General features: G+C 57.7%; 20 protein-coding genes and 2 pseudogenes. 6 read left to right on the forward strand and 16 right to left on the reverse strand.

The window, feature by feature from the left end; genetic code table 11:
- Positions 1–176 precede the first annotated feature (176 nt).
- Together FX984_RS02135 and FX984_RS02140 are read left to right on the forward strand one after the other, a co-directional pair.
- Positions 177–1,319 (forward strand): hypothetical protein, encoded by a 1,143-nt coding sequence (locus tag FX984_RS02135; RefSeq protein ID WP_146476348.1) that lies wholly within the window; start codon positions 177–179, stop codon positions 1,317–1,319.
- Between the two features lie 331 nt (positions 1,320–1,650).
- Positions 1,651–1,869 (forward strand): antitoxin Xre/MbcA/ParS toxin-binding domain-containing protein, encoded by a 219-nt coding sequence (locus FX984_RS02140; RefSeq protein WP_146476347.1) that lies wholly within the window; start codon positions 1,651–1,653, stop codon positions 1,867–1,869.
- Positions 1,870–1,948: 79 nt separating this feature from the next.
- Here FX984_RS02140 and FX984_RS02145 read toward each other — a convergent pair whose 3' ends face one another.
- The 4 genes from FX984_RS02145 to FX984_RS02160 form a co-directional block, all read right to left on the reverse strand.
- Positions 1,949–3,826, reverse strand: coding sequence for a chemotaxis protein (locus FX984_RS02145; RefSeq protein WP_146476346.1), 1,878 nt, complete (start codon positions 3,824–3,826; stop codon positions 1,949–1,951).
- Positions 3,823–5,583, reverse strand: coding sequence for a hypothetical protein (locus FX984_RS02150; RefSeq protein WP_146476345.1), 1,761 nt, complete (start codon positions 5,581–5,583; stop codon positions 3,823–3,825). Before FX984_RS02150 ends, FX984_RS02145 begins: the two co-directional genes overlap by 4 nt.
- Before the next feature lie 476 nt (positions 5,584–6,059).
- Positions 6,060–7,751 (reverse strand): hypothetical protein, encoded by a 1,692-nt coding sequence (locus FX984_RS02155; protein WP_146476344.1) that lies wholly within the window; start codon positions 7,749–7,751, stop codon positions 6,060–6,062.
- 534 nt (positions 7,752–8,285) lie between these two features.
- On the reverse strand, positions 8,286–9,035 hold the full coding sequence (locus FX984_RS02160; protein ID WP_027605842.1) for an SDR family NAD(P)-dependent oxidoreductase: 750 nt from the start codon (positions 9,033–9,035) through the stop codon (positions 8,286–8,288).
- A 98-nt stretch (positions 9,036–9,133) separates the two neighbouring features.
- Between FX984_RS02160 and FX984_RS02165 the strand changes: the two genes are divergently transcribed.
- On the forward strand, positions 9,134–9,493 hold the full coding sequence (locus FX984_RS02165) for a winged helix-turn-helix transcriptional regulator (RefSeq protein ID WP_027605843.1): 360 nt from the start codon (positions 9,134–9,136) through the stop codon (positions 9,491–9,493).
- 97 nt (positions 9,494–9,590) lie between these two features.
- Here the strand turns inward: FX984_RS02165 and FX984_RS02170 are convergent.
- From FX984_RS02170 to deoC, 5 genes and pseudogenes are all read right to left on the reverse strand, one after another.
- Positions 9,591–9,974, reverse strand: a pseudogene (locus FX984_RS02170) (response regulator); the annotation flags it as partial.
- 2 nt (positions 9,975–9,976) lie between these two features.
- Entirely contained in the window at positions 9,977–11,305 is a 1,329-nt protein-coding gene (locus FX984_RS02175) for an ATP-binding protein (protein ID WP_027605844.1), read from the reverse strand.
- Between the two features lie 12 nt (positions 11,306–11,317).
- Positions 11,318–11,929, reverse strand: a complete 612-nt coding sequence (locus FX984_RS02180) for a chemotaxis protein CheC (RefSeq protein WP_027605845.1) — start codon at positions 11,927–11,929, stop codon at positions 11,318–11,320.
- Complete coding sequence (locus tag FX984_RS02185; RefSeq protein WP_027605846.1) at positions 11,929–12,288, reverse strand: response regulator; 360 nt, start codon at positions 12,286–12,288, stop codon at positions 11,929–11,931. Before FX984_RS02185 ends, FX984_RS02180 begins: the two co-directional genes overlap by 1 nt.
- A 189-nt stretch (positions 12,289–12,477) precedes the next feature.
- Entirely contained in the window at positions 12,478–13,161 is a 684-nt protein-coding gene (gene deoC / locus FX984_RS02190) for a deoxyribose-phosphate aldolase (protein WP_146476343.1), read from the reverse strand.
- Positions 13,162–13,289: 128 nt separating this feature from the next.
- Here deoC and deoR point away from each other — a divergent pair, with 128 nt between their 5' ends.
- The gene (deoR, locus tag FX984_RS02195; RefSeq protein WP_043293538.1) at positions 13,290–14,048 is read left to right on the forward strand and encodes a DNA-binding transcriptional repressor DeoR; all 759 of its coding nucleotides are present in this window, start codon (positions 13,290–13,292) and stop codon (positions 14,046–14,048) included.
- On the opposite strand, the gene FX984_RS02200 is transcribed toward deoR, so the two are convergent.
- The 5 genes and pseudogenes from FX984_RS02200 to FX984_RS33055 form a co-directional block, all read right to left on the reverse strand.
- Entirely contained in the window at positions 14,045–15,091 is a 1,047-nt protein-coding gene (locus FX984_RS02200; protein WP_146476342.1) for an aldose 1-epimerase family protein, read from the reverse strand. The two genes, deoR and FX984_RS02200, sit on opposite strands and share 4 nt — an antisense overlap.
- A complete protein-coding gene (fucP, locus tag FX984_RS02205; RefSeq protein WP_027605850.1) occupies positions 15,088–16,419 on the reverse strand; it encodes an L-fucose:H+ symporter permease in 1,332 nt (443 codons plus the stop codon). Before fucP ends, FX984_RS02200 begins: the two co-directional genes overlap by 4 nt.
- Before the next feature lie 26 nt (positions 16,420–16,445).
- On the reverse strand, positions 16,446–17,366 hold the full coding sequence (gene rbsK, locus FX984_RS02210) for a ribokinase (protein ID WP_146476341.1): 921 nt from the start codon (positions 17,364–17,366) through the stop codon (positions 16,446–16,448).
- Between the two features lie 199 nt (positions 17,367–17,565).
- The gene (locus FX984_RS33050; RefSeq protein ID WP_371263379.1) at positions 17,566–18,429 is read right to left on the reverse strand and encodes a methyl-accepting chemotaxis protein; all 864 of its coding nucleotides are present in this window, start codon (positions 18,427–18,429) and stop codon (positions 17,566–17,568) included.
- Positions 18,424–19,179: pseudogene (locus FX984_RS33055) on the reverse strand (MCP four helix bundle domain-containing protein); the annotation flags it as partial. The pseudogene FX984_RS33055 and the gene FX984_RS33050, both read right to left, overlap by 6 nt.
- A gap of 136 nt (positions 19,180–19,315) precedes the next feature.
- Here FX984_RS33055 and FX984_RS02220 point away from each other — a divergent pair.
- Both FX984_RS02220 and FX984_RS02225 read left to right on the forward strand, forming a co-directional pair.
- Positions 19,316–20,524 carry a multidrug effflux MFS transporter gene (locus FX984_RS02220; RefSeq protein WP_146476340.1) on the forward strand — a complete coding sequence of 403 codons (1,209 nt, stop codon included), beginning with the start codon at positions 19,316–19,318 and terminating at the stop codon, positions 20,522–20,524.
- Positions 20,525–20,624: 100 nt separating this feature from the next.
- Positions 20,625–21,482 (forward strand): SDR family oxidoreductase, encoded by an 858-nt coding sequence (locus tag FX984_RS02225; RefSeq protein ID WP_146476339.1) that lies wholly within the window; start codon positions 20,625–20,627, stop codon positions 21,480–21,482.
- Positions 21,483–21,498: 16 nt separating this feature from the next.
- Here FX984_RS02225 and FX984_RS02230 read toward each other — a convergent pair whose 3' ends face one another.
- Both FX984_RS02230 and FX984_RS02235 read right to left on the reverse strand, forming a co-directional pair.
- On the reverse strand, positions 21,499–22,413 hold the full coding sequence (locus FX984_RS02230; RefSeq protein ID WP_146476338.1) for a site-specific integrase: 915 nt from the start codon (positions 22,411–22,413) through the stop codon (positions 21,499–21,501).
- 108 nt (positions 22,414–22,521) lie between these two features.
- On the reverse strand, positions 22,522–23,334 hold the full coding sequence (locus FX984_RS02235; protein WP_146476337.1) for a M949_RS01915 family surface polysaccharide biosynthesis protein: 813 nt from the start codon (positions 23,332–23,334) through the stop codon (positions 22,522–22,524).
- Positions 23,335–23,627: the final 293 nt, after the last annotated feature.

Consider the following 23,627-nt stretch of genomic DNA (forward strand, 5'->3'; position numbering starts at 1 on the left):
GCTTGACGCTCGCCGCTACTAGTTCCGCGATGCCTTGCCGTACGGCATCGATGTTGTCGTCGAGAGTCGTCAGAGCACCATTCACATTTCCCACCACACTGCTTGCTCCTCGATCACCAACCCATTATCACTGAGCTAAGATTCTTCAATCTTATGACCAAGTGCATCGAGGGGCTATGGCAGTTGTGTTCTTTCTACCGTGGGTATCTGCTACCAAAGAGGTGCGAATAGCAGATCTTCGTTTGATCCCTTACGAGCGAGGTCGACTTCCGGGTGAGTTTCTGGGCATACCGCAGGAAGCTTTCGACGGCGTACTAGGCAACTACGGCGATCGAGGGTTCGGCTCCCAGCCTTCACAGCCAATCCAGCAAGCCGCGGTCATCATTTGGGACGAAGACACACCGGGCCTTGAAGCCTCGGATGCCCAGATCCAGCAGCGACTGGTTCAGTGTTCGTATCTCGCATTCTCTGCCTTGGTAGGTCGGTCGCTGTGCTCCACTTTCGACTACTGCAACGCCGACACACTCCAGGTCGTTGCGCAGCGGTTTGATGTCGCGTCACCAGCTCATTCCTGTGTGACCACGCGCCGGCGTGACGGTGGAACACAAAACATGCTGGCGGGCAGGGGAGGGCTCAAGTTCATTCGCCCCTACCACGTCGACAACAGCTCGCGAATTACGCTCGACATCCCACTGCTTGAAGCACTACTCAAGCTACCTGTTGGGGAGCTTAAGGAACGTATCGACGAAGCGGTCGTTTCCTTCCTCAGAGCCAATACCGATGCGTCATCCATAGATGAACGATCCGAACTGATCCTGATGCGGGTCGCCATAGACACGCTGCTTGACGTTCCGCATGACAAAGCTGCCTTCCGCAGAGCTATCAACGAACACTTCGACGAGCTACCGAACCCGCCCATCTGGCATAAAGGGAGCCTGGACGAACAGTGGTGGTGCAAGCACTGGGACAAGCACGTAAATCGCCCGCTCGACGCCTGGGTTCACGATTTCTGTGCCGCTCGTAACGCGGCAGCTCATGGCCCCGCAAATGGTGAGAAGGGAAGCATCTGGCCTCGCCATAACCACCTCATTTTCTCTGTCTGGTTGCTGCCGCTGATCGTCAAAAAGCTACTTGCCCAAGCGGGGCTTTACGAGTTCACCGCCGAAGATAAGATCGCGAGGGCGGGCTTTGAGGTCTTTCTGGCGCACGATCTGCTGGCCTTCACCGACAAGGATGAGAACAAGGTTTGGTGGCAAGTAGCCGAATCTGAGCTTTATCTGCCTCTGTTTGCTGAGCAATTCCAGCGAGCATGCAAATGACGAAACCATGGTGTTGTGGACTTGAGTCAACGCGTGCTGGTACGCAGTGGGATACGGGGAGGGAATCCGTGAGAGAAGTGAAGATCTAGCTTGAAACCGCCCTCGACCCGGTGTGTAAACCAATTTTTTGATGTGTAAACCACCCCGCTTTACACGTCAAAAAACTGGTTTACACATTTCCTGAGACGCCAGCCTCAGGCCAACGTAACCGCCTGCCGGGATCGTAGTAATAGGCACGCCTGAAACTGGCACCAGGCTCGCCTATAAGGGGGAGACAGTGAGCGGATGGCGATGATGTAGTCTAGGATCAGACCGCAGAAGGAGCGTACTCATGAGCACTTTGCCCCCCGATCAACAGGCCCGTTATTTGGAGGTGCTCGACGCCGCGAAGCGCTTGTATGGCGGCGATATCGACGCAGCCATGCACTGGATGTCACGTCCGGTAAAAGCATTTGGCGGCAAAGCTCCTGCCGCTATGATCGCAACCAGGCTGGAAGCGGATACGGCCATCGAGTTTATCAGGCGATTGGAGCATGGGTTCGTTGCCTGAGTAACGTAGAGCGCGCCCTCTAGCCTTCGATCCCGCTATGGGTTCAGGTCTGCTCCCTATCCATGGCACGAGTCGGCGTTCAGTGCTCACCCGGCCACTCCCCGGAATCAGCTTCCCATGTCGGTAATGAAACGAAATTAATCACTGAATCCCCGCCTGATCTAAGGTCTGCGCCGGCTTGGCGCGCTGACCAGTAGGCCGAGTGAGCGCGGACGGTGGCGATACTAGACAGACGGCTATCTCCAACAGGGGGGGCAGCAGAATTCTCTCTGATCACTAGTGGTAACCAGAGCGGTGGCGGAAGCGGAAGCCGACCGTGGCGGCATGCCATTACGAAGATCGGCCAATGGCCTAGGCGTATAGCAGAGAGGCCGGTGTAGTGCCCATCCTCTGAACACTCCTTCAAAAGAATATTCCTGGTTGCATCGCCGTCAGCCGTGATGGGTATGTCACATAGCGCTAAGCCGTGCGAGGGGTCGCCGCGATATAGGACAGCCTCAGTATCAGGCCCAGGCATCCAGAGCTGCTGATTGCAATGTGTCATTTCGCTTCGTATGAATTGAGCGAAGTGTTCACTGGCCTCCGTTTTTCCATTCAAAGTAGCCCAGAGCAGCATGATCGGAACCAGAGCGCTGCCCTTCGTATGCTGCGCCCGATACTCTTTAGTCTTAGCCGCGGGATGACGTATCAGTTCCTGATAGCTGCTGTGGATAGTGGGGTATTGATAATGCCTTGTGAAATTGAATTCGTAGTGGGTCAAAAGCTCACCGCAGTAATCCTGCGCATGATTACGCCAGTCACTCATCATCGACAGGAACATCAAAGCGCAACTGACCTCGATGACCTGCTCATCGGCGATAGGTGAGAATAGCGTCCGATTGTTATTGATGAGTTCGACAATATGCCGGCCGAGTCTGGATGCTTCCTCTGGCACCTCGGAGGCGTCAAGTACGCGTATCCCATCAGAGTCCAAATGAGGCCACAGAACCCATAGCCCCCTGACCGCGATACGTCCCAGTATCTCAAACAGCTTAAGGCTGATGTCCACAGGGCTGTGAGAGTTCACGGAACTGGCTAGCGCATCACGCTTGGCCGCCAGGGGCAAGATCTTAACCTCCATTAGCTCCGCCCAGATCTTGGTGTGCAGATCAAGCAGCTCACTGAAGGTCAGCCCAATCCGAGTATGTCCGATCGATGCAGCCTCAATGTCAGCTTTGACCAGCTCCCAAGCGCGTAGAATGACCAGCTCACTGGCTCGGTAGGGTGCCTCGAGATTCTCCTGCGTGCGCGCCCAAACGAATAGCACCGAGAGACAGATATACATTTGCCGCAGCGTGGCGAGCCGCTGAGAGGCGTCCAGGTTATCCGCCTCCGCGAGTCCTTCAATCAACGCAGTGAAATGGCGAACAGAGACATCAGGCTCATCGAGCATCGCGATTGACTTCTGAAACCGAGACTGAAGAGTCTTGCTCACGTGCTGGTGCTGGAGCAATCCGTCAGCGAGCAAGCCCGCCATGTAATCGCCATTCCACTCCTGAAAGGAAATTCGCTCATCGGTAAGCCTGCTGATCAAACCTGTCAGGTTGTCCCTCACAGCCTCTTTCACACTACCGCCGAAGCACAGGCAAATGACGATCTTCAGTGACTCGTACTGCGCAGAGATCCGCTTGGGGATATAGACGTCAATGATGTCGTTGATCGAGGTTCGGACTCCCTGGGGTACCGCATCCCACTCGGCCCGGGTCAAATCTCCCTGCTTGATTGTAAAGAGGTAAAGCTTCTGCTCGCCGTCCACCTCCGGGCTGATAGCGGCAACGTCTACCCCAAATTGGCGTGGCCCCGTCGATGGACGCGAGATCACGTTGAAGCCGAGCTCGCTTAAGAGATCAGGCAAAACTACGTCCAGCTCATTGCGTTCGCGGAGCGAGGCGAGGTACTCACGGAAGACGAGTTTCATTGCGATCGCGTCTCGTACAGAAAGTTGAGGATCTGGAGCTCCAGCGTGGAGGGTTCTAGAACCGAATGCCGCGCTAACTGGAAGGAGTGTTGAATAGTGGCGAGCGACTGCTCCATGCGGCGCATAGGCCCCGGTTCACCTTCGGCCACACCCTGCGGCGGTGGGAATTCCGGTATCCAGCTGGCCATGCCAGTGCCATAGAGCAGTATTTTCTCACTGCCCAGGCTCGCTATGAATGAAGATTTGCGGGCCTCTACCATTTGACTTTGCATTTCTTCATTACGTCGATGATGCTCCAGTTGACGCTCACGCTCCGACGGCTGCAGCTCGCGGATGTGTGCGTTGCCGAGGCCGTCCAGGTACATCTGTAGCTCCAGCAATGCGTGCTCGACTGCCCGCGAAGCGGGATCGGTGGCATCGGCCGCTATCTTGTCTAGATAATCTGATCGCAAACCTGAATAGTTGATCAGAACAGGATCGAACAGAAGGGACTGCAACGCCGCCATGGTTGCATCCTCGGCATTACGCATCAGGCTGACTATCAGGGATGCCATGTAAACGGGCTTTGAGAAAAAGACTCCAAGTGCTTTGCGTGCGATGTACAAGTAATCGCTATCCGGCACATCCAACGTTAGGCGGAAATCGAACGTGAATATTCGCCCCTCACAGGCTGCAAATAGGCCTCGCCTGAGCGCCGTGGAGAGGCGCACTGACCCTGACTGAAGCCAAGACACCACCCACTCATCCAAGACTGTATTGTCGCCGCTCTCGAGTTGACGTAGCACAGAGCTGAAACGTGTGAATGGGACGCCGGGCTCATCAAGGATGAATTTTTCGATCACCTGGCGAACCACCAACACCTCACCGTTCCTGATGAGACCAGCCAAGACGACATCCAACAGCTGTACGATTTCATCCTCTGGTTGACCTGACGCTACAAGCGCAAGTAGATCGCGACGGACTTGGACGGTGTATGGACTTGAGTTGCCCAGCAGCTCACGGGCGATCGTCTGTTTCGCCGTCAGAGTGACAGGGCTGGCAGCTTGCGTGATCAGTTCGTACGTTGAGTGATGAAGTTCCGACGGGGCATCCTTGTGCCATGCAAGTGCCAAGGTGAGCAGGGCGTCCCGCACTGTTGATTCGGTCTCACGCTCGACCACAGCGAGGAGGGTATCAACCAAACCAGCATCCGAGCTTCGTACCTCAGCAGATAAATTGCAGAGAGCTCTGGCAGCTTGGGCACGCTGAGGGGCATCTCCATTGTGGAGAAGCTCTAGCGCCTGGCCCAAGTAGAACTCAGCATCGGATTTCAGTCCGGCACTGATGCATGCCTGGACGCAATGAAATCGCTGAGTAAGCGGGGCGCCCGATTTGATAAGGTGCAGCAACTCAACGAGGCGCTCTTGCGAAGCCTGGCACCAGTTCACTATCACCGCGTAGGAGGAATGGCTGAGCATGGGGTCATCGTAAGGGATTGCTCCAGCTATTAGCTCAAGCAAATCCGCACAGCTCGTAGCGAGGGAGCTCAATGCCGGCAGAAGAATTTCAGTCCCGAGATACCATTCATTGCCCGTAGACCTAGACGGTTCTAGCTGGGGCAGCAAAGCGCGAAGATCGATCTCCTTTGCGTTATGAGCATCGATCAAGGACTGAGAAAAAGGCGCGGTGTCATACCGCCAGCTGTCCTTGAAAATCAGATCAATCAGGCCGCCGTTTGCCGCGGCCCCAATGATGTCCTCTCGCGATGGGGTGGTCATCTCAACTCCTTCCAAGCAATCCATTGCTCAGGCATAGCCGAGCTCGGTCGTGATCCAGATGATACGGTCTTGGCAAGAAAGAGGCGAGTGGCCGGGATATGGGTCAATTTGAATTACTATAGATAACCCGCTTTGACAGCAGGCGCTGCGCGAGACTTCATGCGCACGCTACACATGTGAAGCTTAGGATGGGCCGCCAAGCCACATTTACAGCGGTTCGCTGTTCGAGCCCGTGCATAGTCCAGTCAACCTGGATACTGCTTGTCGCCAAAGCCACGCAAAGACTCTGTCGGGCTAGGTCGACTTACAATTATATTGTAATTTGATCTGTCCTTGTTTGCCGACAAGAGCAGGGCAGCACGGCTCGATTATTTACTGAATAACGATGCTGCTAACGACTTTTCCGCTTCACATTAATTCGAACATCGCAGCGCCGTGCTCCGTCGTTCAAAGCTTAAGAGATCGTGATTGCCGCTTTAGTTTATGTATTTGTGAAAGTTTGAGAATGGGTTGTTGCGCATGTGCCCCGCTCGCACAAGAGTGACAAAGCAAGAATTGCACCATCCTATTATCCGCCCCACGCGTGCTACTTGAGTAGCTTTGTCGGGGACTCCTCGATAAAACGGACGCCAGGTCTGATTGATCCTGAATTTCGGACCCCCATATAAGCCGTTATCCCTAAGCGCGCGTCCTTGCACCACCCATTCAGATGGAGGGTTTAGACAGAATACGTAAAACTGCTCCACCTCATGTTCCGAGAGATCAGCCGCATTTTTTTTCAGAATCAACAGAGCCCAAAGCGTCAGCTTCTCGAAAGCCATGAGCTTTAATCGGCTGGAGTCTAGCCCCGCCAATACATCAAAAAAAGATACGGCATCCCTACAGACGTCAACATCCAAAGCCTTATTGAGTTCAACCAGTATATTGACCCTAATTAAAGTACTCAGAGGCGTAAAGCTCCGAGAGGACATGCTGAAAAGAGGGGCTGGTGTCACCGGGAAGCTGGGGGGATTTTCCTTGGCGACTAAAAATATTTCTTGAAATGCTCGATGAGTCTGCTGCTTGTCACTAACTCGCTTCCTGAAGCGCGCGGATGCTTCTATTTTAACTATTTGCTCAGCTTTAGTTTTTCTCTTGCAGACCACGCACATCGAGAATAACGATTTGAGTATCTGAGTCGGTGGATAGCTATCAGGGCTTAGATCCGGTAGTTCACAAGTGAAATTCACTAGAGCCCTACGCGTGAACATTGCATGCGGCTCTGTGGACTGTGGATACTTAGAAAGCCCTAGATACTGCCTCCAACGAAAGAAGAATTTCATATAACTGATAGGTAATTCCCGCTCTAACATTCCGGTGCTTGTGGCAAGTTTAAACGAGCCACCTCCAGCAGCAGTCAGTAAAAAACACCGCATACAAAATTCATCGCAATATTTTGCCAACTCACCGTGACTAATGCGCAGATAAAACGAAGTTGCAAATAAAAACAGACCCCGTTCACTAGCAGCCCTACCTGGCCGATATTGCTCAAGTCTCTTAATGTACTCCAAAGCGATTTTTCCTGCATTTTGACAGCAGCACTGTCTGACTGTGTTTTTTTTTGCTGGAGGAGGGCACATGACAAGACCGACGACTCCGGAGCCAAACCTCAGAAATTTATTCAAAGTAAAACGCGCACGCTCATAATCCACTACTGAAGTGGAACATGGACGCCACATTTGATTTGACCTCGACACACCTCGTTCGGCTACAAAGCGCTTGGCTCCCCTTGTACCTAGCCAATCTCCAGGTGGTGCTATTAAAAAATCAATGAATTCTGCAACATCTACAACGGTAAGGATGCGAAGAGAGATCTGCTTTACAGAAAAACACCACAGAAGCAGTCGTTCAATTACGTATAGTTCTGCCCTCGTATCAACGCGCTTTGACTTGGTTTCCTGATAATAATCCAACAGGAGCTTATAGCCTTCTTGAGCATGCAGCGTTGAGGGAAGCGATCTTAGATAGTCCTGTATCAACCAGCTCTCGGTTGCGGAACTCTCAGAGCCAACTGCCGATGGTAGCCCCAGGTTCGTCAGCAAAGGGTGAAATGAAACGTCCATCTGAGCCCACCAGTGGAAATGATCATTCACTGGAATGTACGTAATGTCGCGAGGTGCGGCAATCATAACGTCGAGTTCTTGATCGAGGCCAAACTTTCTTCCGATTAAGTCTCGGCAAGACGCGAAGGTGCGCATGTATCGCAGCTACAAACTCGTCGGATTTTAAGATGAAAATCAACTAGCTGTGCAAGTTGAACGAGGCTGACTTTTCGTTCTTCCGATTAATTATCAAAGCATGCTGAGGTGACGAGGCAGGTTTGCATTTTTCTTTAGCACATCATCGGTTTGTTTCGAAGATCAGGAAAATCAGTGGGTTAGGTAAAACTGGGTTCCGTTTATTCGTTGCACGCTGGAGATGAGAATCCTCAGAAATATGCTTAGGTAAGCAGCTCAACTGCGCGACCTGAAAGGCTTTCCGCGAAACCAGCGGTGGTTTCCGATTAACTGGTAACACCCACAGGTCGAATCAATGACTTACGTGGCTTATGAACATATCTGACATAGCACCTGGTTTAACATAATATACATTATGCGTAATATGATGTTACGTAATGAGGGGCAGTGCCCGTCAGATTCCAACAGGCAAAACCCCTCTCTGGCTCAAACCTGAGCGAACCCTCCATCCACGAACATTTCGCTGCCGGTCATGAAGCTGCTGTCGTCCGACGCCAGGAACAATGCCGCCGCCGCAACTTCTTCCGGTTGGCCGATACGGCCCAGTGGCAACTGTGCCGTCATGTCGTCAATGATTGCATCCTTCTGGCCGGTACTTGAAAGCGCCAGGTCCAGGCCCGGTGTCGAGATCGGTCCCGGTGAAAGTACGTTGACGCGAATACCGCTGCCTTTCAAATCCAGCGCCCAGCTCCTGGCGAAATTACGCAATGCGGCTTTCGTGGCGCTGTACACGCTGAACGCCGGTGTGCCCATGGTGCCGGTAGTCGAACCGGTGAGGATGACCGAACCGCCGGCGTGCATCAGTGGCAGCGCTGTTTGCACGGTGAACAGTGTGCCTTTGACGTTGATGCCGAACGTGCGATCGAACGACTCTTCGGTGATCGACCCGAGCGGCTGGAAATCCCCCAGGCCCGCATTGGCGAACAGCACGTCTACGCGACCTTTGACGCTTTTGATGTGGGTGAAAATGCGCTCCAGGTCGTCCAGCCTCGAGATATCCCCTTGAATGGCGAGCGCTCCAGGCCCGATCAGCCCGAGCGCCTTGTCCAGTTCTTCCTGCCTGCGTCCCACAATCACAACCTGTGCACCTTCCGCTGCAAAGCGCATGGCGGTTGCCAGGCCAATACCACTGTTGCCACCGGTGATCACTGCAATTTTTCCGTCGAGCCTGCTCATGGTTAACTCCGAAGAATGTTGAGGCCCAACTCTAGATCCAGACTATTCTTTTGAATAGTATGCACCTTTTAGTAAGTACCCCTTTGGAGCACCATCACATGGCGAACAACACCTTCAATTGCGGGCTCGAGGCTGCCCTGGCGGTGATTGGCGGCAAATGGAAACCGCTGGTCCTGTATAACCTGGCGCGACATGTTCATCGGTATGGCGAGTTAAGGCGTGCGATTGGCGGCGTGACCGACAAGGTACTGATCCAGCAACTCAAGGAATTGGAGCGCGACGAAATCATCGCGCGGATCGACTTCCAGGAGATCCCGCCCAAGGTCGAGTATTCCCTGACACCCTTCGGGCAGTCCCTGGCCACTGCGCTGGGCGCGTTGTGCGTGTGGGGCACCGAACATATGGACACGGTCGAGCGCATCAGCGAACGGCGTATCAGCGCCCTCGCCCAGGCCTGAGCCCTGCCCCGATAGCCAACTCAACTAAATGACTATTTAGTTGAGTTATAGGCTTGGCGACGAATTCGCAGGGTTACGCTCAGCGAGCACTCTTCATTTCCAGAGCCTGATCGAGAGTGAGCTTGAGCTCTTCATCATTCCAGGGCTTGCTGATGTAACGGAACACATACCCATCGTTGATCGCCTGGGTGATCATGCTCATATCGGCGTAGCCGGTCAGCAGGATATTCACGCAGTGCGGATCGCGCCTATGCACCTCGCGCAGCAAGGTCGGCCCGTCCATGAACGGCATGCGCGCGTCGCAGACGATCAGGTCGACAGCGTGTTGTTCGAAAAGGCTCAGCGCCTGGGCCCCGCTCGTGGCCAGCAGCAAGTCGTAAGGCTTTGCGCGCAGCAGGCGCCGAAGGCTGTTGAGGATACTTTCCTCATCATCCACCAGCATGACGGTGTGTCGTTTTTCGCAGGAAGACAGCGTATCCATGATCAGCGTCCTTCAACGGCGCAGGTAGAGACAGCCTCGATTACCGGCTGGCGTAAGGGTAACCAGACGCGGAAGCGACTTCCCCTGCCCGGCTCACTGTCGACGGTGAGCCGTCCATGGTGCTTGACCATGATGCTGTACGACAACGACAGGCCAAGGCCCGACCCCATGCCCACCGGCTTGGTTGTGAAGAACGGTTCGAATATCCGGTTCTGGATTTCAAGGGGAATGCCGTGGCCGTTGTCGGCAATTTCGACGAAGACGCCCCCGTCCTCCCTGCCGCTGCTGAGGGTGATTTCGCCGTCGGCCCCCACGGCATGGCTGGCATTGATGAGCAGGTTCAGGAAGACCTGGTTGATCTGTGAGCCCATGCATTCGATGGGCTCGACATCGCCGTAGCGCTTGATCACCTGAGCCTTGAACTTGATCTCGTTCCAGATAACGTTGAGGGTGCTGTCGAGCCCCTTGTGCAGATCGGCCAACTGCCATTCGTAACTGTCGACGTGGGAGAACTCGCGCAGGTCCTTGACGATGCGAGTGACCCGGTCAAGGCCGTCGACCGACTCGGCCAGCAGGTCGTCGATGTCCTGGCGCATGAAGGTGTAATCCATCTTGTCCCGCATCACCGCAAGCTCGGGATGAGCGCTGGCATGCCTCTCGTCGGTCGCCTGTTCATGGGCTTCGAGCAGCGCGAAGATGTCCACCAGGTAACGACGCAGGCTGTTGACGTTGGAGCCGACAAACCCGATCGGGTTATTGATCTCGTGGGCCACGCCTGCAGCAAGTTGCCCTATCGCCGCCATTTTCTCGGACTGCAGCAACTGCGCCTGTGCGTCTTCGAGCCGCGCGATCAGCAGCGCCTGGGCACCCTTCTCTTCTTCCAGCAACTTGTTAAGTTGCGTCAACTCGAGTTGGCGGGCAGCCGTGTCAGTCGTATCACTGATGGCCAGGCCCACGCCAAGATTGCTGCCATCGGCATCTTGCACGGGGAAGAAGGTGCAGTTCTGATACATGAGCCGGACCATGCCACTGATGGGCCGGGTACTCTCGAAATTGAACAGGTGCGGCCGCTGCTGCCATGACGTGAACGCAAAGTTTTGCAGGGTGATGACGCTGTTGATCTTCTGCCGGGTCCAGGCCTCCGGCAGCTCCGGAAAGGCTTCGAACAACGTACGGCCGACCAGTTCTTCCGCGCTGCGGCCACTGTTGATGGACATGAAATGGTTAGAGAACAGCACCTTGCAGTCCTGGTCGACCAGCAGCACGCCCATATTGATGGCCTTGAGCATCGACTCAAGGGTTTCCCGGGAAATTACCTTGCTGTCTGTCATGAAGAGGCCCCTTCAAAGCTCGTCCAGCAAACGATCTATGGCCCGAACGACAACGCCTGCCGTACGTTCAGTGATGCAGATCAACAAGTCGCAGGAGAACTGATGAGCCTGAACCTCGAAACGGATTTCCAGCACCATCGCCAGGTGTTCATTCAGGTTCAATTCATCCAGTGCATTCGCCGCATGTTCGGTGTGGACGAGAATGGACGGTGCGTCATAGCTCACCTGAGTCGCCACCTGCCTTGCCAGGCCACTGATGCAGGCGCCGGTCAGGATGTTGGTGACATCAAGCATCAATTCGTGCTGCTGCTCCAGGCCGCTGCCCTTGTAGCCCAGCAGTTCGGCCAGTTCATCGGCCCCCTTGGAGCCAAAGCACACGAACACTTCGCCACGTAACTCACCCAGAAAAGACTGGCGGGTGACGATCATGAAGCTCCGGCGCAGATGCTCCGGAATCAACAGGTGATTCTGTTCCCGGATCAGCGGGTGAATAAAGGGAACCGAAAGCGTCACCATGGTATCGGTCAGCAGCGCCAGTCGCTCGGCCGCCTGTCCCATGGCGATGTTCATCAGTTCCTGCAGGGCATCACGTTGGTCTTCGGTGAGTGCGGCCAAGGTTTCCATCAAAGCACTCCTATGACGTGCAAGGCACTGACTACAGCTTCAGCCGTAACCGGCTTGGCTACGAATGCAGCAGCGCCCAGGTCGAATACCCGTTGCCGGGCCAGGGGTTGGATGTCTGCGCTGATCACCACGACGACCACATTGGCGTCTTCGCGCTTGAGTGCCTCCAGGGTCTGGAAGCCGTCCATGACGGGCATGGTGAGGTCGAGAAAAAGCAGGTCGACCAACCCGGCGTGGTAAGCCTCCATCACCTCGGCACCGTTGCAGGCCTGGCGAACATCTTCGGTCAGTGATTCCGGCAGGGAACGCAAGACCATCTTGCGGGACATGGATGAATCATCGGCGATTAGAACTTTCATGGTGCACTCCACAGGTATGAAGTGTCCTGCGGCCTCGGCCGAGGCCGGAGAAATCAAGACTTCATTGAATCTTCCAATCACTCTAGCGTGACATATAGCAAAGAGCCATGAAGAAATCCGGATAGTGCTCTAATGATTTGCGCGGCCTGTAGGGATTTCCCTACAGGCTGCCAAGCGCCGGCCCGAAACTCAGTAACCACTGGCCGCCGTCATCGCCCCGCCGACAATCGCAATCCCCGAACTGCTGCCCAAGCGTGTCGCCCCAGCTTCAATCATTTTCAGTGCCGTCGGATAATCGCGCACGCCCCCGGACGCCTTGACCCCAACCGCGGCGCCCACGGTTTTACGCATCAGGGCCACGTCTTCGGCGGTGGCACCGCTTCGGCTGAACCCCGTGGAGGTCTTGACGAACGCCACACCCAGGTCCCGGCAGATTTCGCAGGCCTGGACTTTCTCTTCGTCGTCCAGCAGGCAGGTTTCCAGGATGACCTTCAACGGCACGGCGCCGCAGGCCTTCTGGACCAAGGCAATGTCTTCGCGCACTGCCTCCAGCAAACCGTCCTTCAACCAGCCGATATTGAGCACCATGTCGATCTCCCCTGCCCCGGCGGCAATCGCCCGTTCGGCTTCGAAGGCCTTGGTGTCACTCAGGCCGGCGCCCAGGGGAAAGCCCACCACGGCACAAATCACCACGCTGTCGTCGGTCAGGCAGGAAGCGGCGTAAGGCACCTGCCCCGAGTTCAGGCACACCGAATAAAAACCGTGCTCCCGGGCTTCCTCGCACAAGGTGCGAATCTGCTCGCGGGAGGCGTCGGGCGCCAGCAAGGTGTGATCGATGTACTTGGCCAATGCTGCGGGTTGAAGAGTGTTCATTTAACGTGCCCTTGCCTGTATGTTGCGAATGGTCGTGTGCCGCTTGTCACAGCACTCACACTAATACGTTACAATAATAACATTAAATGTTACTTGTCTAACACAAACAATCAAGCCCTGGAATACTCGTGGACAGTAGAAAAGCCGAGCGACTCAAGCTTATCCAACAAGCCTTGCAGGACCAGAACGCCATTCACCTAAGGGAAATGGCGGCGCTGCTGGAGGTTTCGGAGATGACCCTGCGCCGCGATCTCAACCACTTCAGTGATCACCTGCGCCTGCTGGGTGGCTACATCACCCGGGTCGGCAGCGAGGTCAGCGATTACCGGGTTGCCGAGCAGGACACCCGCCACGTCGAGGAAAAGCGCCGCATCGGCAAACTCGCCGCGCGCCTGATCCAGCCCGGTGACACGGTGTTTTTCGACTGCGGTACCACCTCGCCGTTCGTGATCGACTTCATCCCCGACGACTTGGAGTTCACGGCGGTGTGCAGCTCCTTGAACGTGCTGCTCAAGCTGCATAACAAGCCCAACTGCCACATCGTGTTGTGCGGCGGCACCTTCCACCGCAAGAACCAGGTGTTTGAAAACAGTGCCGAAAGCAGCATCCTCGACAGCGTGCGCCTGACCTGGGCCTTCGTGACGGCCGCCGGCGTCAGCCAGGCATTCGGCGTGACGTGCTTCAACTTCAACGAAGTCGAGGTCAAGCGAAAGGTCATGCGCCAGGCCCAGCAACGTGTGTTGCTCGCCGATTTCAGCAAGTTCGACACGGTGCGCACCGCTCACTTCGCCACCCTGGAGGACTTTCAGTACGTGGTCAGCGACAAGAAAATCCCCCGCAGCTACAAGGACGCCATCCAGGCCCACGGCGCGCAATTGCTGGTTTAACCCAGCAACCGCTGGCGTTCCTGCTCGCTCAGGTAGCCAGTGGTTACCCTGAACGAAGCGCTGGCGCCCGCCGCCAGCAGACGCACGTGGCCTTTGGCTTTCTCGGCGTTATAGCCCTCGGGTTCGCACGTCGATGGCAGCACGAACGCCGCCACTTGCTGATCCGGCGTGTGCAGGATCCAGCGTGCGGCGTGGGCGAATTGTTCGGGGCGATAGCGGGTGTAGAACGCCGCTCCATCGGGATGATCCAGCAGGAAGTGCGCCTGGCCGGTGGCGTCCGTGCCGACGCCGTCGAAGAAAAACACGATTTCAGGGTCGTACAACCCCGGCTGATCGAGGCAGGCCAATTGCCCGGGTTGTTCGGCCAGTTGCGCCATGTAGGCACTCCAGTCCGGCGTCGGCTTGACGTGGCCCGGAATGCTGGTGCGCAGGCGCAGGCGCTGCATGCCCCATGGCTCGACAAACCGCGCGCCGGCCACAAAGGCGTAGTTCATGTGGGCCATGTACATCAGTTCCATAGGCTTGCCGGCCAGGTTGGTCACGTCCATGTCGATATCGAACACCGCCGAATCGGCGCGCAGGGTCACGCTGGGGCACGCACGGTAGCGATCGCCGAAGCCCTTGGCATATTGATAACAACCGCCCAGGCGCACAAAGCCCTCGCCGATGTCCAGCCAGGCCGAGTCCATCGGGGCGCAAGGCATTTCGCCGTGCAAGGCGTGGGTGTCATCCGGCGCCGGGCAACCGTTGCGCAGCAGGCCACTGTGAAACATGAAGCAGCCGTAGGTATCGACGACCGTCGGGCTGGGCCGGGGTTGCTCGAACAGGTTGCTCATGGTCAGGTCACAGCCATCGAACATCGCCGACCAGATCATCTGCCCTTGATAAGGCAGCAGCACCAGGCGTCCACGGCTATTCTCCAGGCTCACGGCCAGCACCCCGGATGGATAGATCCAGGCACTGACCTTGAAATCCTCGGACTGCAACAGGATTCTCTCCTGCTCGGCAAACACCGCTGGATACAGCGGGATCCGCGTATTCATGAGGCCACCGCCGCGGCGGCGCTCGACGGCAACGTGCCGGGTTGGCGCATGCACTTGACCGCGTACATCACGATCACGATAAAGCACAGCAACGGTACGCTGTAGGCCAGTTGCATATTGCCGCCGCTGGCATCGGACAACAGGCCCTGGAAGATCGGAATCACCCCGCCGCCGACGATGCTCATCACCAGCAATGAACCGCCGACGCCGGTGTCTTCACCCAGCCCATCGATGGTCAGGCCGTAAATGGTCGGCCAGCACGGGCCGAGGAAAATACTCACGCCGACCGCTGCGTACACCGCCGAAATATTCGGCACCAGAATGGTGTAGGCCAGCAGCACAATGCACAGCACACCGTAGATCGCCAGGACCTTGGCCGGATGCAGGCGGCGCATCAACAGGTTGGCGATCATCTTGCCGACAAAGTAGGCGGCAAAGGTGGTCAGCAAAAACCATGAGGCGCTGCGCTCATTCATTCCGCCCATTTGCATCGCCAGGCGAATGGTGAAACTCCACACGCCGACCTGGGCGCCCACGTAGAGAAACTGCGCCAATACGCCAAAGGTAAAGCGCGGGTTACGCCACAGTCGGCCCAGGCTGTGGCGCAGGCTGCCAGGCTTGCTGTCAGCCGGCTTATTGCCCTTGCAGGCCGGGAACCGAGTGATCGCAACCAGGATAAACATCAGCACCAGCACGGCGATCATCCACTTGTAGGGCAACAGCGTGGACTGGATCATCTGCAACTGCTGCACGGCGGCCTCGGAGGCGCTCATCCGGGTCAGTTGTTCCGTGGTCGCGTCGGTGTCCTTGAACATCACGAAACTGCCGACGTACACCCCTGCCATCGCACCGAAGGGGTGGAACGTCTGCGAGATGTTCAAGCGCCGCGTCCCGGTTTCCCTGGGCCCCATCAGGGTCGAGTAGGTGTTGCAGGCGGTTTCCAGGAACGACAGGCCGGCCGCAATCACAAACAACGCCAGCAGGAACATGCCGTACTTGGCCGTCGACGCCGCCGGGAAAAACAGCAGGCAGCCGAACATGTACAGCAGCAACCCGATCAGGATCGTGCTCTTGTAGCTGAAGCGGCGCACCACCATTGCCGCCGGAATCGCCACGAAAAAGTAGCCCAGGTAAAACGCCGACTGCACAAAGGCGGTCTGGAAATCACTGAGCAAAAACGCTTTCTTGAAGTGTGCGATCAGCACGTCATTCATGCTTGCCGCCGCCGCCCACAGCGCAAAGATGCTGCACAGCAGGATAAAGGCGAACCAGGGCGTGCGGTTCAGGTAGAAACCATCGGGTGTCTGTTGCAGCGCAGGTTTGTTCATTATTGTTCTCCGGGCTGGTTTGGGGGTTACGGCTGTTGCTGGAAACGGGCGAACGCCTCGCTGTCGGGATATGACGTCTGGGTGCCCAGGGCCATGACCGAGCAGGCGGAATACGCCACGGCCTGTTCCATGGCCTGCCGGATACCGCCGTCGCGGCTCCAGTGCTGGATGAAGCAACCGATAAAGGCGTCGCCGGCGCCCGTGGTGTCCCGTGCCACGACCTTTCGGCCCGGCACCCGGAATTCGCCCTCCTCTCCCACGTACAACGCACCGTGTTCACCGAGGGTGACGATCACGTGGCGAATGCCGCTGGCCACCAGCGTGCGCGCTGCGCGCTGGGCGGCGTCCGGCGAGTCCACGACCTGGCCGGTGATCAACGCCAGTTCCGATTCATTGGGGATCAGGAAATCCAGCTGCGCCAGGTGCTCCCCGCTCAGGCCGGCCAGGGCCGGTGCCGGGTTGAGCAGCACCGCGATGCCGTGCCGGTGCGCAAATTCGATGGCGTAGTAGACCGTCTCCAGATTGATCTCCAACTGCAGCACGATCAGGGTGCACTCGCGCAGGTCGGCGGCCGCTGCGTCGATGTCCGCCGGCAACAAATGCGCATTGGCGCCTTTGACGATCAGAATGCTGTTGTGGGAGTCGGCTCGCACAAAAATCGGCGCGACACCGCTGGAAACCCCAGGCACCCGCTGCACATGACGGGTGTCGATACCAAAACGCTGGAAGTTGGCCAGGGTGTTGTCGGCAAACATGTCGTCGCCGACCTTGCTCAATATCAGCACCTGCGCCCCAAGCTTGGCTGCCGCCACCGCCTGGTTCGCCCCCTTGCCGCCACACCCGAGGGCAAAACCAGGCGCTTCCAGGGTTTCGCCCTGGGCCGGCATGCGGTCGATGTAGGTGATCAAATCCACCATATTGCTGCCGATGACTGCGATCTTGCTCATTGCTATTCCACCTTGTTGCACCCCGACCAGGCAGGTCGTGGCGCTCTTGTTTTGTTATTTAAATAACATTAGGTGTGAATATTCAATCTTTTTTTGCAAGGCCCGGTCAATGAGCGCTGCGGGTGGGCCGGTGGACCGGGCAAAAAAAACCGACCCACAGGGGGCCGGTCCATAAAGCGTGTATCAGGTCTGTGCGGTGTTACAGGCTGAAGCGATCCACGGACTGCGACAACTTGCCGGCCAGCCCGGCCAGCTCATCGGTGGTCGAGGCGGTTTCGCCAATGATGCGGCTGTTGTTTTCCGACATCCCCGCAATCATCTCCACCTGGTGGGAGATCTCGTTGCTGGCCAGGCTCTGTTCACCGATGGTGCGCGAGATGTCGTTCACCAACTCGGTGGTATTCAGGGTGGCCTGCAGAATATCGCGGATCGCTCGCTCCACCTCGGCAGTTACCGCCATGCCTTTGTCCACTTGGGTGACGCCCTCCTCCATGCTGGTCACCGCTTCCCGGGTGTTCTGCTGGATACGCCCGACCATGCTGGCAATTTCCTGGGTCGAGGCGCTGGTGCGGCCCGCCAGGCTGCGCACTTCATCGGCGACCACTGCAAAGCCGCGTCCCTGTTCGCCGGCGCGGGCGGCTTCAATCGCGGCGTTCAGGGCCAACAGGTTGGTTTGGTCAGCGATGCCCTTGATCACTTGGATAATGCTGAAGATTGCCTCGGACTCCTTGTCCAGCGTACGAATGACCTGGGCCGATTGCTGCGCTGAGCGGGCAATGCCATCCATGTCCTTCACCACCTGATGGATCACCCGGCCGCCGTCCTTGGCCAGGGCTTCGGCCTGGTTGGCCATATCCAGGGCACGCCCGGCATGCCGGGTGATTTCCTCGATACTGGCGGTCATTTCACTGGCCGCGGCCGCCATGGTGCTGGCGGCCGCGCTTTGCTGCTGGCTGCTGCCGGCGACGTCATGGCAGCCCTGGCTCAAGCGTTCGCTCATGCCATTGACGCCGTGGGCATTGCTGCGCACCACCTCGATCATGCCGCGTAGATCTCGCTGCATGGTGGCAAGGCTGCGGATCAACGAGCTGGCTTCGTCCTTGCGCTTAGGTTCGACAATCGGCTCGCTCAGGTTACCCCGGGCGATACTGGCAGCAATGCGACTGGCGGCCTGCAGCGGCGCCATGATGCTCGACAACACCCAGCGCCCCTGGGCCAGCAGCAGCAACAGGCTGGCGAGCAATACGGCGCCCAAGGTCAAATTGGCGTGGCTGATGGTCTGCCGCGTGCTGGCGCTGGTCTCCTGGGTATTGCTTTCGATCAGCTCGCTCATCGCCGCCATTTGATCTTCCAGCTGGGAAAACGCCTTGTTGAAGGTGTCCAGTTCCCCGCGAGCGGCCTCAGGATTCTCCAGTGCCAGCGCGACGATGCGCTCGCCGGCACTGATATAGGTGTCCAGGCTGGGTCTGATTTTTTCCAGGCCGCTTTTGATCGTGGGATCCAGCGGCAACTTGAGGTTGTCCCCCAGTACCTGACGGAAATGCTCGGCGTGTTCCTTCAACGAGGTGTTGACCTCATCCTTGCTGCTGGTGCTTTTGCCCAACCCCACGAGCATGGCAGACAGCACGTCGGCACGCAGTGCGTCGTGCATCATGTCGGCTTCCATATGGTTGCGCAGGACCGTCATGCTCACCTCGCTATCCTGTACGGCCTCGCTCATCCGAACATTCCCCAGGTAGCCGGCCAGGCTCATGACCAGAGCCGTGAGCAACCCAGTGGCAATCAACAGCATCAAGCGTAATTTGATCGTCATGCTGACATCCCCATACCCAACCGTCGAAGCAACGTTCTTACCGTTATCGGCATCAATCCCTGTTAGTGAAGCCTAAGTTTGCGGATCTGCGCGGATCCCTTAAGCTGATCGACTTTTGCGCTGCCGGAAACCGCCCATGTCCCGAAGTATTGCCCACCTTGCGTTACTGCTGGGGTTGATTACCGCCGTCGGCCCGTTCGCCATCGACATCTACCTGCCTGCCCTGCCCACCCTGGGCGCCAGCCTGCACGCCTCGCCGGCGGCGGTACAGATGAGCCTCACGGTGTTCTTCATGGTCATTGGGGTGTGCCAGCTGTTCTACGGACCGATCAGTGATGTGTTCGGACGCAAGCCGCCGATTTACGCCGGGCTGCTGATCTTTGCGGTGGGCAGCGTCGGCTGCGCGCTGGCGCCCACCATTGAAGTGCTGATCGGCTTTCGTGCCGTGCAGGCGTTCGGTGCCTGTGCCGGGATGGTCATTCCCCGGGCGATCGTGCGTGACCTGTACACCGGCCATGAAGCTGCGCGGCTGATGGCCTTGCTGATGCTGGTGATGAGTGTGTCGCCGATTCTCGCGCCGCTGGCCGGCAGCCTGGTGATTTCATTGTGGAGCTGGCGCGAAGTATTCGCCGTGCTCGCGGTGGTGGCCGTGCTGTGCCTGGTGATGACAATTGTGCAGCTGCCCGAAACCCATCCCGCCGAGCGCCGGCTGGGCAAGACCTTGGGCACGGCGTTCAGCAGCTACGGCGCACTGCTGCGTGACCCGGTCTTCATCGGTCTGTCGGTGGTGTGCGGGTTCGGGCTGGCGACGTTCTTCGTGTTTATCGGCAGTGCGCCCTTCGTGTATATCGAATACTTCGGCCTTACGCCTACCCAGTTCAGCCTGTGTTTCGCCCTGAACGCCGCGTCGTTTTTTGCCATGAGCCAACTCACTGCACGCTTGAGCGCGCGCTTCGGCCTGGCGCCACTGATTCGCTGGTCGGTGGTCGCCGTAGCCGCCGTGATGGTGCTGCTGGCCGCGACCACGCTGTGGGTCGACAACCTGGCCTTGATGATGGCGTTGCTGTTTATCGGCTTCGGTTTCCTCGGCCTGTTGTTGCCGGCGGCGGGCGTGTTATCCCTGGAAGATCATGGTGCTGTGGCGGGATCTGCCTCCGCCCTGTTGGGCGCGATCCAGATGATCACCGCTGCCGTGTCCATGACCCTGGTCGGAGTGTTCGCCGACCACACACCGGCGCCGATGCTCATGGGTATCGCGCTGTGTGCGCTCGCGGCGATGTTCACCACGCTGTGGACCTTGGGCCGTCTGCCGGCACACCTGGCGAGCGCCCCGCCCCACGGCTGAGCGATACCGCTCGTCGGGCCTGGCCGGCATCCATTACAACTATCGCCGGCCATGAAACTACTAATCCCATAGCACCGTTCGAAACCTATGGAGATTGGAAATGACTGACTACCCACGCCCGCCCTTCGCCCCTCAGGCGCAAAACGTACCCGGTACCCAAAGCACCATGGACCCGTACCCGGACTGTGGGGAGCAGAGTTACAAGGGTTCTGGCCGATTGGCCAACAAGATCGCCCTGATCACCGGTGCCGACAGCGGCATTGGCCGCGCAGTGGCCATCGCCTTCGCCCGTGAAGGCGCCGATGTGGCCCTCGCCTACCTGGACGAACACGAAGACGCCAGGGAAACCGCGCGCTGGGTCGAGGAAGCCGGCCGCCAATGCCTGTTGCTGCCCGGTGACATCGCGCAAAAAGCCACCTGCCAGGCGCTGGTCGACAAGACCGTGGAACAGTTCGGGCGCATTGACGTGCTGGTCAATAACGCTGCGTTCCAGATGACCCACGAAACGCTCGAAGAGATCGAGGATGAGGAATGGGTCAAGACCTTCGATATCAACATCACCGCGATGTTTCGCCTCTGCAAGGCCGCGCTGCCGCATATGAAGGCCGGCAGTTCGATCATCAACACCAGCTCGGTCAATTCCGACATGCCCAAGCCGACCCTGCTGGCCTATGCCGCCACCAAGGGCGCAATCGCCAACTTCACCGGCGGCTTGGCGCAACTACTCGGCAGCAAGGGCATCCGCGTCAACAGCGTCGCGCCCGGCCCGATCTGGACGCCGTTGATTGTGGCGACCATGACCGATGACGACGTGCAGAGTTTCGGCAGCGAAACCCCACTGGGCCGCCCCGGCCAACCGGTGGAAGTGGCGCCGATTTATGTGCTGCTGGCATCGGACGAGGCCAGCTATATCTCGGGGTCGCGTTATGCGGTCACCGGCGGCAAACCGATTCTGTAGGTCCGCAGCTGTTCGTCTACAGATCAAACCGATCCACCGCCCGCCGCCGCTCGTTGTCGTCACGCACGTCATAGCTGGCGGTGGTCTGGATATTGGTGTGATGCGCCAGCTTCTGTGCAATCGACAGGTCATGCTCCTCGATCACCCGCGTGATAAACGAGCGGCGAAAATCGTGGGGCATGATCTTCACCCCCACCTGCTCACCCCGCTGGCGGGCGATGTAGTAAATCGCATGCTTGGTGATACGTTCCCGGGTGATATGGCTGCCCCGGCGTATGCGGTTGAACAGGAAGCTATCGTCCTGCTCGCCTTCCTTGAGCTGTTCGCGCCTGAACGCCAACCACGCCTGCAGCTTGGCGAAAGCCCAGTCCGGCGCATACTTGACCAATTCCTTATTGCCCTTGCCGATTACCCGCAAGCTGCGTTCATCGAAGTTGATCTGCGCCAGGTCGAGGTTGACCGACTCGGACTTGCGCATGCCCGAGCCATACAGGATGCCGATGACCGCTGCATCACGCAGGCCCTGGGGGCGAGGGTCGGCGGCGCAGACCTCCATCATTTCCCGGATCAACGTGCGCCGCAGATTGCGGCCCTGGCCCAGGCGCGTGCCGGGCGTGGCCTTGACCGTGCGCATTTTCAGGAGATGTTCCTGGCTGATCAGGCTCATCCGCCAGGCTTCGTTCATCACCCCGCGCACGGCATTCACATACAAGGATGAGGTGTTCGGTGCGTAGCCGTCTTCACGCAATGCTGCGACCAGGGCGATGATATGTTCGGGTTGCAGCAGGTGCCAGTCGATGTCTTCGAGGTTGATGTCTTCGAAGCCCAGGCGGTCGGCGGCGTCCTGCAGCACGTAGCGCATGGTCAGTTGGCTGGAGGGGGCCAGGCGGGTGAGGTAGAGGGTCAACGGGTTGCGGATAGACTCGGTCAAGGTAGATCAGCCTTTGGATTAAATACCTCGAACAACTCATTGTTTAATCGAGGTATTTAGTGAATTGGCGAAGACCGAGTCTAACCCAGGAAAAGCCCTGGCACAAAATCACGGTGCCGTGTCTTCATCCTCGGTGGGCGCCTGGGGCTGGGTCTGGGCCTGGCTCCATTCGGCATCCTGCTTCTGCATCAGGGCGAACCAGTGCTGACGCATAAAGGCCAGGTAAGCGTCCGGCGCCTTGGCAAAGTCCTTCTCATCGCCATAGCAACCCGGCAACGGCAACTCCGTGCCCTGCTCCTTGTACTGGCTGACCAGCGCCTGCTGCCCGGCCACGCTGCAATCCTTGGGCAGCGGCATGCCACGCAGGGCCCCGGCCTCCTCATCCCACCAGGCTGCGCCGACCCGGTCGACCCCGCGCAGGCGGTACTTCTGCGACTTGCCGACATGCATGATCAGCTTGAATTCGTTGGGGCTGACATCGCTGGTGCAGGAGCGCGAATAGCCCACGGTGGCCTGGGTGATGCCATCGCCAGTGAGGTCGGTGACCTTGGTCGCGGCCATGTCGAAGCGCAGCGCCGCATCGAACTGGCAATGCTGCACGTCGTCGTAGAGCATCCACATGCGCTTGGGACGGTCACCGTCGATCAGGTATTGGGCCGCATAGACAAACGCCGACTGGGTACCGTCATCCTCGCGTTCGCTGACCTGCTCGGAGAGCACCAGCAGGTTCTTGCCCTGGCGGTCGTCCCAGGTGTAGGCGGCGACCTGCCTGCCGCGCACCTCAACACCCTCAGGCACTTGGGTGAGCGCGGTGAGCGCCACGCCATCATCTGCCCGTACGGCGCTGGCGCAGGCCGCCGTCATCAACAATCCGATCAAAACGGGCCGCCATTGGCCGCTTATACGCTGCACGCTATTCATCCGAGTACCCTGGCAAGAGATGGCTTACTTTACCGGCACTTGAAGCGCATTGCAGAGAAGATTCTTCAATTAGGACCAAGGGCTGGCGGATTAAAGCGCCTCACCTGCAGACAACGCCTATTCAGCCTGCGGACCTTCCCCTGCCATACCTTAGTTACCTAGCTGAACCCTAGCTGTCTACCTGTCAAATAAACGAGTTTTTCATCTGCCTTTCATATCTGTTGCACATTTTTGCGCTTAATCTTGAACGTGAAACTTCAGAGCGAATTCCACAACACCAGCTAAGCTGTTGA

Source organism: Pseudomonas marginalis (genome assembly GCF_008692035.1).
Taxonomy (GTDB): domain Bacteria; phylum Pseudomonadota; class Gammaproteobacteria; order Pseudomonadales; family Pseudomonadaceae; genus Aquipseudomonas; species Aquipseudomonas marginalis.